Below are 12,429 nucleotides of genomic sequence, written 5' to 3' on the forward strand. Positions count from 1 at the left end.
GGTGGTGCTCTGATGGGAGCTATTCTGGCCTATTCAACCCGTAAATTCAGTTATCTGCTGCTTGGCCCATTGGCCGGTTACGTTGCTGGCGCATCAGGCTTTGACGTTTATGTGCCCTGGCAGATGTTTTTGGTAGCACTGGGTGCGCCGGTTGTAGCGTATTTGATTTATGAGTTCATGCAAAAACGTAATATTGATGAACATAAGTTACTGCCGTTGTTTGCCGGTGTAGGCTCTTATGGTCTAATCATGACGGGGCTGCTGCACATAGGCGTACCGCGCGGTGGTTACCTCGGTATTGAAGAGGGCATCTATGCTTTCCAGCATGGTGAAATTGGCGTATTGATGCAGGTGGTTGGCATTGTGGTGAGTCTTGGTTTTGGTATTGTCACAGCCTTGGTGATGTCGTTTATTCTGAAACATACTATTGGCATGGATGTATCAGATGATGCACAGGCTGAAGGTCTGGACAAAGTCTACTGGGACATCGAGCCGGATGTCGATCCTGTGACTGACAACAAACCTTGATTCAGGTACGTTGAACGTGAAATAGCGTGAACTTGCCTTGCTCACAGTCCCGAAAGTGAATGTAACAAATTTGCATCGGGACTGTGGCTGGGGTGACCATATTCACAGAGCGTTAAAAAAAAACCGGCTTAGGCCGGTTTTTTTGTTTTGTTTTTTAATATGTTGATGGTGGATGATAGCCATCATACTTTCAGGATACCGAGCTTATGAAATCAAAGCTGACGATGACGCATTGCATACATAGTGATACCAACCATAATAACCAGGGATCGCCTCAACCGCCTTTATATGACACCAGTTTGTTTGCATTTGAGAGTACGCAGGCCATGCGGGATGTTATTGAGGGAAAAACACCGGGTGCTTTCTACACTCGCTATGGCATGAATCCAACTATCATTGCATTGGAAGATAAACTTGCTCAGCTGGATCAGGCTGAAGCTAGTCTGGCATTTTCTTCAGGTATGGCCGCAATTTCTGCATTGTTTATGCATTTTGCCAGGCAGGGTATCCTTTGCCTGGGAGATGTGTATGGTGGAACCCGGCAGCTTTTAGATAAGCAATTGCCGGCGTTGGGTCTCAAAACAGCCTTATTGCAGCAAACCGATTTGAATGCAATAGAAACAGCATTGAAAACACATCAACCTGCACTGGTATTTATTGAAACACCAAGCAACCCCACCTTGATTCTGCAAAATATCAGTAAATTAGTTAAGTTGGCTCATGCAAATGGTGCGTTGCTGGCGGTCGACAATACCTTTGCGACACCTGTTAATCAGTCTCCGATCAGGCTAGGTGCTGACTTTACTGTGCAAAGTGCCACTAAATATCTTGGTGGTCACAGTGACTTAACGGCTGGTGTACTGTCAGGGCGTCGTTTGGAGCTGGAGGCTATCAATGAATGGCGTAAAAATCTGGGGCAGACCATTGCGACCGAAGTGGCCCATAAACTGTCTCGCAGTTTGCTCACATTGGCATTGAGAGTAGAGCGTCACAATCTTAATGCTCAGTTAATTGCCGACTATCTGGATACACATCCAAAAGTCCGTAAAACCTGTTATCCCGGATTGGCCTCACATCCGCAACATAGTTTTGTCAGCCAGCAAATGTCTGGCTTTGGTGGCATGGTCAGTTTTTACATTGATGGTGATGCCGCAATGGCGGAGCGTTTTATCGATCTGCTTAAAGTATTTGCCATTGCCCCCAGTCTTGGCGGGGTAGAAAGCCTTGCAACGCAGCCGATTTACACTTCGCATCATGGGTTGTCAGCAGAAACACTTAAACAGGCTCATGTTGACGGCAGTCTGGTTCGGTTATCTGTCGGTTTGGAAGATGTGAAGGATTTAATCGACGATTTGGATCAGGCGTTCAGCCTTTGTTAGTGAACGAATCAGCGCACATTCAAAAAGTAAGAAAGCCTATTTTGCGTTAATGCGCACGTTGCCAGTGCGTTTTTAACGCTTTTCTGCATCAAATTGGGGCATAAAAACGCTCACTACCCAAGTTACAAACCTAACTGTATGACTTTAAAGTGAAAAAATACGTGGCATGGATTTTTCATTGTTTCGCCGGGGTAAATTAAATTTAATTTTAATTAACAGGAGCGAGAAATGAAGATGATAACGGCGATTATTCGCCCGCATGCTCTCGAGTTGGTGAGGGGGGCCATTCAGGATATTGGTATATCAGGTCTTACCGTAACCGAAGTCAAAGGCTATGGGCGACAAAAAGGTCATAGCGAGATGTATCGGGGAGCTGAATACACGGTCAATTTTCAACCAAAAATCAAACTTGAATTAGTGGTAGGGGATGAGGATGTGGCTAAAGCCATTGAGGCCATCTCTGCCAGTGCCAAATCCGGAAAAGTCGGGGATGGCAAAATTTTCGTTTCATCGCTGGAGTCAGCCGTTCGAATCAGAAGCGGTGAAACCGGCGAAGCCGCTATTTAGGAGAACAGAATGGATACTCTTGCAATTGAAGTGAGTTATGCGCTGGACACATTCTATTTCCTGATGTGTACAGCGATCGTTATGTTAATGGCAGCCGGTTTTGCCATGTTGGAATCGGGGTTGGTTCGTAGTAAAAATACGGTCGAAATCCTTAATAAAAACGTACTTTTATATAGTATCGCCTGTCTGGTGTATTTCATTGTTGGTTACAACATTATGTATCCAGCGGATCCGGTCAATTCATGGATTCCGGGCATTGATTTCTTCCTGGGTGAAGATAATTCAACAGAATCGGTATTAGCGGGTGGTGAAGGTGCGCCTTATTACTCAGCAATGGCGGATTTTATCTTCCAGGCGGTTTTTGCTGCAGCAACCATGTCGATTGTTTCGGGTGCGGTCGCTGAACGTATGCGTTTATGGCCGTTCCTGGTATTTGCTGTATTTATGGTTGGCTTCATTTATCCGGTAGAAGGTTACTGGAAATGGGGTGGCGGCTTCCTCGATCAACTGGGCTTCCAGGATTTTGCTGGTTCAGTTGTTGTACATATGGCCGGTGCCGCCGCCGCGTTGGCAGCCGTGATTATCATTGGGCCGCGTAAAGGCAAATATGGCAAAAACGGTGAAGTTCATGCCATTCCTGGTGCCAACTTACCCATGGCGACATTGGGTATGTTTATCCTCTGGTTTGGCTGGTTCGGTTTCAATGGCGGTTCAGAGTTAAAAATCGCCAACATCGAAGAAGCCAATGCTGTCGCTAAAATCTTTGTGAACACAAATATGGCTGCAGCAGCAGGTATGGTTGCCGCTTCGTTACTGGCACGATTCCTGTTTGGTAAAACCGACTTAACGATGACCATCAGTGGTGCATTGGCCGGGTTAGTGTCAATCACTGCCGAACCATTAATGCCAAGCCCTGGCCTGGCACTGATTGTCGGTGCAGTCGGCGGTATCGTGCTGGTATTCTCCGTTGTATTAATGGATAAAATGCAGCTTGATGATCCCGTCGGGGCTATCTCAGTCCATGGTACTGCGGGCATCTGGGGGATCTTTGCGGTCATGCTCAGCAACCCGGATGCCACATTTGCCGGTCAGCTGATCGGTACCGTGGTGACCTTTGCCTGGATGTTTATCGCTTCCTTTATCGTCTTGTCGATTATCAATAAATTCGCCAAGCTACGTGTTGATGAAGAGGAGGAAATGGAAGGTATGGATATCAGCGAATGTGGTATGTCCGCTTATCCGGAATTTACTTCTGATAAATAAACAAAGTAGTTTCATTATTCAACCAAAACGCCGGCTTCATAATGCCGGCGTTTTTTTGTTATTAAGAATTATCTATGTTGATAATGTTTTAAACGACTGAAGTTCAATAACTTTTGGAAAAATAGTCTTTCACCATGCCATAGAAAACGACATCCTCTGACGTGGCAATTGGCAGTTTAAAAAATATGAATCTTTCAGATACTGCCCCCTGAATGCCGGTATTTATCAAACGGTTGAGTTTGGGGTGTGTGTGGCATCCTGCTCAGGATGGTAATTTAGTGGAAAGGATGCATATACTGACTGAAACTGCCATTTATTCCTAAGGCGAATAAATATGCGCTACACAATTTTTTTTCTGGTCTCCCTCATCCTTATAGCCGCGATTTCGATGTCATTGCTTGCGGGATTTAAAGTGCATCAATCGCAGTCTGGTTTACTATATGAAAGTATGAAAAGTCTGGATGCGAAGTTAGGGAAAGTTAAAAGCGACTTAGTGGATCAGGACTCTGATATTGGCAGTACGCAGAAGGAAATTACCAGACGAATTACAACAGGGGAAATTGAAACCGGTTTGCTCAATCTGCAAGTTGAGTGGATGCGTTTCAGTAATGCCCGGCAGAGTTACTACGGTACCTATGATTATACTGGTGGTGCGATTGCTGTTGGAGATGACTTCTATCTTCTATTGGATCCGATTGGTGATCTGTATGTTGGAACAGAGCAGCAATGGCCGGAAAAAACACGGATCACGGTGCCCTCCATAGACTACCAGGCATATGAAAATTTGATGCAGAGCGATCCCGCCTACAATAATGTCAGATTCCAAAAGACTCCCTTCAAATATAACGATCTACTTTTACATTCTGGTAATGAGTCAACGACAATCCTGATTTCCTATACCGACATTAACGCCAGTGAGAAATGTTTTCAAAACATAGTTGCAGGTTACGAATTGGAGAGCATAGCCAGCTATGAGTCTTTGAAGACTGTGTTGGTATCCGGTGATGCGTGGAGAATTATTTACAGGTCTGAGCCATGTCTTCCGCTTAAAACGAATTTCTGGGCAGTGATTGGTCAGATGGCCGGAGGTCGTATCGCGCAATACAGCGATGACTTGATTATATTGGAAAACGGAGAGTTCCTGAGGGAGGAGCTAGCACTTGATTCAAACAATCATTATGGAAAGTCTCTTCTCATTAATATTGATACTGGAGTAAGTTCGGTATTTTCAGAGGGACATCGGAATATGGGGGGGCTAACGGTCAGTAATGATACCGTATATGCAGTTGAGCATGGTGCACGAGGGGGAGATGAGCTCAATATACTGAAGCCGGGAGTGCACTATGGCTGGCCAGTAGAAACTTATGGAACGAGTTACAGCCGTTCCCCTATGCCTTTCTCAAACTCGTTTGGTCGGCATGCTGAATTTGCTGCACCGTTGTTTTCCTGGGTTCCTTCGATTGCTCCTTCGGGTATTATCCGTTTGAATGATTTTCATGCGCACTGGCAAGGTGATCTACTGATTTCCAGCCTTGTTGCGGAGTCACTTTACCGGGTCAGGCTCCATGATGACAGAGTTGCTTATGTTGAGCAGATACCATATGGAAAGCGGATCCGCGATCTGGCTGAACTCAACGGAAAGCTCATTGTATTCTCAGACGATATGAGCGTTGGGTATATAACACCAACGGAACTTATAGATATGGATGAAGTGGTACTCGCTTTTGCAGATAAGGCATCTTTAAGTGACAGTCAGCTGAAAAAGCTTGAATCCGGTATTAGTCAATGTATTCAGTGTCATAGTCTGGTTGGAAATGATCACAGCAAAGCACCGGGACTGCAGCACATATATTCAGCTACAGCGGGTAGCGGGATATATCCTGATTACTCGGAGGCGATGCGAAGCGCTGAAATTGTATGGGATGAAGAAAGTCTTGCTCGTTTCCTTGTAGATCCTCAGGAGTTGATTCCCGGCACCAGTATGCAGGCGGCTTCGGTTGATGAAGAGACTTTGCTGCTAATCATTGATTTTCTCAATTATACCGGTGAGATGATTTAACAACTGGTTATCTGATGAACGGTTACTTGGTGTGGGCTAAAACTTGATAACACCAGCTAAAATGGCCCGGCGATTAAGGGTGAGTTTGTTGATATCAGCTTTGGATAAGAAAAAAGCCCGACACTATTCAATAGTGCCGGGCTAAATTATGAAGCTGCTGTTAATTAAGTTACAAACTAAACACGCTTAACACACCGCCCAATGACGTCCAGTTGGACAGTGATTTATAAGCACCAACTGCACCCAGACCATCTGTATCATTCTCCAGATTATTGGTCATACCGATTCCGGCCCAGCCACCAATGCCTGACAAGATGGAGATGTATTGCTTGCCACCATGTTTGTAGGAATTGACGTTGCCGATAATGCCCGATGGGGTTTTGAAGCGCCAAAGTTCACGACCGGTTTTGGCATCCAGTGCTTTGAGGTAACCTTCCAGCGTGCCGTAGAAAACAACATCGCCAGCAGTAACCATTGCGCCTGACCAGACTGAGAACCTTTCTGGATTAGACCAGACGATTTTGCCTTCGCGAGCATCCCAGGCAATAAAGTTACCCATATTGTTTTCGGTCGCGGCGTACATATTTACTTCAGCACCCACATACGGCTGACCGGCCAGGTATTCCACTTCAAATGGTTCCAGATCCATGCAGATATGGTTGGTGGGCACGTAGAATAATCCGGTTTTTGGGGAAAAAGCAGCAGGTTGCTGATCTTTTGCACCATGCGCTGCCGGGCAGATACCGGTGGTTTGCGTATCTTCACCATGGGTTGCAGGTGAGTATTTCGCTACCCGATCTGGTAAGCCGGTTTTCAGATTAACGTTATCGGCCCAGTTCACACTCGGGTCGAATTTTTCTGCTACCAGCAATTCACCTGTTGCACGGTCCATGGTGTATCCAAAACCATTACGGTCAAAATGCACCAGCATTTTTCGCATTTTGCCTTTGATTTTCTGGTCGACCAGGATGTTTTCATTCACACCGTCATAGTCCCATTCATCATGCGGTGTCATTTGGTATATCCATTTGGCTACGCCGGTATCCAAATCTCGGGCAAACAGTGACATGGTCCATTTGTTGTCGCCCGGACGTTGCAAGGGGTTCCAGGTAGATGGATTACCGGTACCGTAGTAATACAGATTCATATCCGGATCATAGGAGAACCAGCCCCAGGTAGTGCCGCCACCGATTTTCCATTGCTCACCTTGCCAGGAGTTCAATGAAGAGTCTTTGCCGATAGGTTGCAGCATGGCAGTGGTGTTTTGCGGATCAACCATCATTTCGTCATCGGGGCCGGTACTGTAGGCTTTATAGAGTGATTTGCCACTCATATTGTAGGCTTGAACATAACCACGCACACCGAATTCACCGCCTGAAATACCGACAATGATTTTGTCTTTAAACACATTGGCGTTACCGGTGTTAGTTGCGCCTGTTCTTGGGTCATCACGTTTGTCCGACCACAGCATTTCACCGGTATTAATATCTAAAGCGACCAGCGTGGTGTCAGCCTGATTCAGGAAAATCTTGCCGTCACCATAAGACAGGCCACGATTGACTACGTCACAGCACATAACTGGAACCGTCTCATCGTAGTTTTGCTTAGGTTCATATTTCCATTTCATCGCCCCGTCATTGTTTAAATCTAATGCGAAGACGATATTGGGAAATGGCGTGTGCACATACATCACATCATCAATAATCAGCGAATTACCTTCATGGCCCCGTAAAACGCCGGTAGAAAATGACCAGGCCATTTTCAGTGCCTGCACATTGTCGAGGTTAATTTCAGACAATTGGCTATAACGGGTGTTGGCATAATCACCTGCTGACATCACCCAGGTGTCAGGGTTTTTCTGCATTTCGCCTAACTCATCTGCAACGCTGTAACCAGGAATGGTCATCGACAGCATCAGTAAAGATAATTTTGTTTTAGTCATGTTGTTTCCTCTATGTTAGCCGCCATAAAAAGCCATTAAACATTTGTCATGCGTTGTTGGCTTTTCAACGGTGTGGGGGATAGTAGCAACGAGGTAACAGGATTAATGGCCCGTGTGTCCGAAATTTTTTGAACGCCATGGAACCACAGTCAAGTAAGCCAAAGGCAGGCTTTGGAAGATAGGGTGAGATATTTATATTATTAATTGTGCAGAGAATATATATATTAAGTTTGGGTGAAGCAGCCGAGATGAAGAGAGTTTACAGTTTGAAGTCGTCAATAATGAAAGCATATATGGAAGACGTAATGGTGAAATCTCAGACATAAAAAAACCTCAGAAAAATTACTTGCTGAGGTTCTTTAAATCATTGGCTCCCCGAGCTGGACTCGAACCAGCGACCCAATGATTAACAGTCATATACAGGTTATATTGCTAATCCAAATAAAATTCCCAAAATATTAACAAGGACAGTCGCTTATGTGATACTTGAAGAAAGTGTATTTCATTTTAGATCCCGATCTTTACCGAGATATCACTTTCAAAAGTTACATAGCAGTTACATTGGAGATTGGGGTGGCGACGAACCAAATTATTTTTACACAAGCAAGAATCAAAAATCTTGCAGTTCCTGAATCTGGATATATGGAATATACAGATATTGAACAATCCAAGCTCATATGCCGAATTAGTTCGTCAGGTAATCGATCATATATAGTCAGAAAGCGAGTTCAGGGAAGACTTCGTAACATCACAATTGGGAAATGTTCCGATTGGAATGTTAAAGATGCCCGTGTGCAAGCTCAGCATTTATTACTGGCATTGGCCAGGAATGAAGATCCAATTTTGAATAAGCGAAAGAAAGAGAAGCTCAGAACCACATTGGCTGATTTGCTTGTTCTGTATTTGGATAATAGAAGCCTTCAGCCTAAAACAATCGAAGATTATCAATATAAAACTGAGAAGTACTTGAGTGATTGGCTGAGCAAGCCTGTCTCAGCGATATCATCACATGATGTTCAGACAAAGTTTAAGGAGCTGAGTGAAATTGGTAAAACAACGGCTAATGGAACTATGCGAATTTTTCGCTTATTAATGCTTTATGCAGTAGCACTTGAGTTAATTGAAGAATCACCAACGAAGGTACTGAAAAATGGCAGGCTTTGGCATAAAAATAATCGTTCAAAGCGAGTTATTCCTAGTAATAAATTAAAAAACTGGCTTGATGCAGTAGAGCAATTGACGAATCAGAAAGCTAAAACATATTTATTGATGTTGCTTCGCATGGGGGTTAGAAGCAGCAGTGCGCTATCTTTAAAATGGTGCAATGTAGATCTTGACGGCAAAACGGCAAAATTTGATACCAAGACAGGCACAGATGTGATGCTGCCCATTCCAGATCGATTAATACCTACATTGGAAGAATTACACAAAGAGACAGGAACTAACATTTGGGTGTTTCCAAATTTAGATGGAGATAATCCTATGTGGGTGCCTAAAAAACAGATCAATCGCATTATTAATCATATAAATCTTAAGTTTAGTAGCCATGATCTTAGACGTACCTTTGCTACTCTTGCTGAAGCTTGCGGGCTACCTACGACTCTCATCAAAAGAATGTTGGATCATGTCACAGATAGTGATGTTACTGGTGGATATATCATTACTGAGCAAGATACTTTGAGAAAAGCTTTTAATCAGGTGTCACAACTTATAGATGAAACAGTGAAAGCTTAACGAAACGATAAAAAACTTTGTAAATTGTTTTGATTGACCGAGAGCTATTTAAACGCAAGAAAAAACAAGAAGCTATTCTTAAAAAGCGTACCAAAAGTAACAGCCCTCGAAAATCGCTGGCCGAATTCAGCCTAATGTTAACAAAATCAGTTATCAAGAATTGATCAACGTCAAAATTGATGAGCCTCTAATCTACGAAAAAACACTTTATTCTGTTCAGAAAAAGTTTCAAACGCAGGCAAGTATGAGCATAACAAACTGAAGATTGCATACTTAAACTAAGCGGTTACTGTGATTTAATGAAATCCCCTTCACATCAAATTTTCCTTATCTCAATTATCTCCAATCACCATTTTTATTGTCTTTTTCGCTTGTATGGCAATTATCAAACGATAATTAAATGTACAGTAAGATGCTATACCTAGTAAACATTATAAATATCAATGTGTTAGGTGTTATCAAGGTGGTTTATCTTCCGTATACTGTTCATATGTAAACAACAACCAGAGGTAAATATGGACAGCAATATTTTTGAACTAATGACAGCTGCGGATGTTGCACAGCTATTAAAGGTTTCCACTCAAACATTGGCGAATTGGCGTAGTTCGGGTCAAGGTCCCAATTTTCATAAAGTGGGCGGATCTGTAAGGTACGAGCTTGCAGATATTAAAGAATTTGTGGCTAAGGGAAGGGCTGCATGAGCTGATCAATAAATCATTAACCTATAGTCGGTTATAGGTTAGTAGATCAATCAACCTTTTTGAGCTCAGCATTACTATATTAAGCAAGGAAATTTATTATGACACTCAGCCAGTTTATGCACGTAAAGACATATCCAAGAAAGATATCCAGTTTGTCATCCAAGAAGTATGGCAACACCGTGGATAAAATCGTGAAAGAGGCTATCAGATTTAAAGGGAGTTGCAATCACGTCAAGGTCCCTCAATCAGTGAGATTAATTTCAGGTAAACCTCTTGAGGATTTGCCAAAAAGACTTGAAAAACTACTGAAAGACACTGGTCAAAATATAATGGATACCAAGCATGGGGGGCTAAAAAAACGAGCTGTTCGGTTTGATGCGCACGTTTTGCTTGCTGCTGTATACAGTTATCCCGTCAAAATCGGAAAGGTAAAACACGATGCAATGGATGACTTTTTCAAAGATTGTATAGAGTTCCATCAAAATCAATTTGGTGAAATTGATTCTGCCGTACTCCACATAGACGAAAGTTATTTTCACATCCATGTTTATACAATAGATGCTAACGCTAAACGTCTCCACCCTGGATTTGCTGCCAAAGAATACAAAAAGATAGACACAACCTATACAGGTACATACCGTTCAGAGATGTCTAAGTTACAAGATTTATTTTTTGAACAGGTATCGAGTCACCATGATATAGCACGTATTGGTCCAGCTCGAAAACGCTACACAAGGGATGTTTACTTGAGCATCAAAAAAAATGCTGAAGAGCAGTCAGCTGATTATCTTGAGCATTTAGAGAAAACAATTAAGGATAAGCAAGCCGAGGCTGATAAAAAGTTTAAAGCAACAGAGCTTGAGAATCAGGCACAGATACAGAAATTACAACAGATGATTATGGCTCTCAATCAGAAATATGAGCACATGCAAAACAATCTTTCACATTGGGAAGCAATCCAAGTAGAAAATGCAGCTTTGAAAAAAGAATTAGCTAAAAGTCAGGCCTTAGTTGAGCAATATCAACAAGTAGAAGGTGACGATAACTATAGTCCTAGGTGAATTAAACCATAACAGAAAGGGGTAATTTTTACCCTATTACGTATTGAGGTAATGAATAATGGCAGCAAACGCCAAGTTTATTGACATAAAAGATGCTGAACTATTTAAGCTGCAGCTGAGTGACATGCTCGCTCTAGAACGTAAAAATGGGTGGATTGATACAGTGGAATTTTGCTACCAGAATATTCCTTTTTTAGGAAAGCACGGTACGCCCTCAAATCAAGAAATTCAGGGCAGTTTGGTAGGACAGCAAGGTTTTAAATCATGGAAAGCATTCGTTGAACATTTAGGCTGGAGTTATGATAGATGGAAAAATTGGCGTAATGCATATTCGATAGTTATCAAATACCCTTATCTTCGAGAATTACAGGTCAGTAAGAGTGCCATTACTAATACTCACAGAACGTTAAAAAATGACTTTCCATGCAATGCCATAGAGTGGCATGAAATGATTAAGAATAACCACAAACATAAAGTTAGTTCCAAACAGCGAAAAGAAGCAGCGAAAAGTCCTTCTGTAAATAAAACATTTATACCTCAATATTTAAATTTTAATAGTTTTAAAGAATCTTTAGTTCGGCAAGCCAGTGCATTAGATGCGCTAGAGCAAAGAAAAGTCGATGAAGTAGAGAAAATCAATGAGATTTCAGACATAAAGGCGATAAATAACAGCCTTCTAAAACAGCTTAAAGAGCAAAAAATTCAGACTGAAAATCATAAAGTTTCATCTAACCAGATCATGACTGAGAAGATTGAAATATCTCTTAAATGTAAGAGTTTGAAGCAACAATTAAAGGTGAACCATAAGAAAAATTGCCACTACAAAGCATATTCGATACTTATAACTTTAATGTTCCTTTTATCAACAATATTCAATGAGCCAGTAAGTTTGCCAAGCAATTTATCTTCTAGCATGACGTATATCTTTCAAGAATAATCCCATAACATAAAATCTTACAGATTGAGCAATCTATCATAACTTGCGCTGACATCATGATGCCGCAAACTTTATGTCTCCATGGCTGATACGAACGTTGAATGCATAGCTTCGTACTCCAGTTTGACTGTTGTAGCTATGCATACACAGCAGAAGAGGGGGTTGAAGCCTTTAGCAATACTCAACTTTTATCCCAAATTATTACTAAGTCAATGCACACTACCTAATATAAACAGGGTATACGGATTTAATGGTTGA

Annotated in this window: 9 protein-coding genes and 1 pseudogene; 9 read left to right on the forward strand and 1 reads right to left on the reverse strand. The window is 42.3% G+C overall.

The window, feature by feature from the left end:
• The 5 genes and pseudogenes from B3O33_RS15630 to B3O33_RS15650 all read left to right on the forward strand — a co-directional run.
• Positions 1-528: pseudogene (locus B3O33_RS15630) on the forward strand (ammonium transporter); the annotation flags it as partial.
• Between the two features lie 206 nt (positions 529-734).
• Positions 735-1,907 carry a trans-sulfuration enzyme family protein gene (locus B3O33_RS15635; protein ID WP_292361815.1) on the forward strand — a complete coding sequence of 391 codons (1,173 nt, stop codon included), beginning with the start codon at positions 735-737 and terminating at the stop codon, positions 1,905-1,907.
• Between the two features lie 228 nt (positions 1,908-2,135).
• Positions 2,136-2,474: a P-II family nitrogen regulator gene (locus B3O33_RS15640; protein WP_292363936.1), complete on the forward strand. Its 339-nt coding sequence runs from the start codon at positions 2,136-2,138 to the stop codon at positions 2,472-2,474.
• Positions 2,475-2,483: 9 nt separating this feature from the next.
• On the forward strand, positions 2,484-3,737 hold the full coding sequence (locus B3O33_RS15645) for an ammonium transporter (RefSeq protein WP_292361817.1): 1,254 nt from the start codon (positions 2,484-2,486) through the stop codon (positions 3,735-3,737).
• 334 nt (positions 3,738-4,071) lie between these two features.
• Complete coding sequence (locus B3O33_RS15650; protein ID WP_292361818.1) at positions 4,072-5,796, forward strand: PQQ-dependent sugar dehydrogenase; 1,725 nt, start codon at positions 4,072-4,074, stop codon at positions 5,794-5,796.
• A gap of 169 nt (positions 5,797-5,965) precedes the next feature.
• Here B3O33_RS15650 and B3O33_RS15655 read toward each other — a convergent pair whose 3' ends face one another.
• Positions 5,966-7,738, reverse strand: a complete 1,773-nt coding sequence (locus tag B3O33_RS15655; RefSeq protein ID WP_292361819.1) for a methanol/ethanol family PQQ-dependent dehydrogenase — start codon at positions 7,736-7,738, stop codon at positions 5,966-5,968.
• 573 nt (positions 7,739-8,311) lie between these two features.
• Between B3O33_RS15655 and B3O33_RS15660 the strand changes: the two genes are divergently transcribed.
• The 4 genes from B3O33_RS15660 (at position 8,312) to B3O33_RS15675 (ending at position 12,171) form a co-directional block, all read left to right on the forward strand.
• On the forward strand, positions 8,312-9,472 hold the full coding sequence (locus B3O33_RS15660) for a tyrosine-type recombinase/integrase (protein WP_168800187.1): 1,161 nt from the start codon (positions 8,312-8,314) through the stop codon (positions 9,470-9,472).
• A 515-nt stretch (positions 9,473-9,987) separates the two neighbouring features.
• Entirely contained in the window at positions 9,988-10,173 is a 186-nt protein-coding gene (locus B3O33_RS15665) for a helix-turn-helix transcriptional regulator (RefSeq protein ID WP_211116142.1), read from the forward strand.
• Positions 10,174-10,271: 98 nt separating this feature from the next.
• Positions 10,272-11,234 carry a plasmid recombination protein gene (locus tag B3O33_RS15670; RefSeq protein WP_292361820.1) on the forward strand — a complete coding sequence of 321 codons (963 nt, stop codon included), beginning with the start codon at positions 10,272-10,274 and terminating at the stop codon, positions 11,232-11,234.
• A gap of 58 nt (positions 11,235-11,292) precedes the next feature.
• Positions 11,293-12,171 (forward strand): hypothetical protein, encoded by an 879-nt coding sequence (locus B3O33_RS15675; RefSeq protein ID WP_136554462.1) that lies wholly within the window; start codon positions 11,293-11,295, stop codon positions 12,169-12,171.
• The last annotated feature ends 258 nt before the right edge of the window (positions 12,172-12,429 follow it).

Source organism: Methylophaga sp. UBA1464 (genome assembly GCF_002325665.1).
Taxonomy (GTDB): domain Bacteria; phylum Pseudomonadota; class Gammaproteobacteria; order Nitrosococcales; family Methylophagaceae; genus Methylophaga.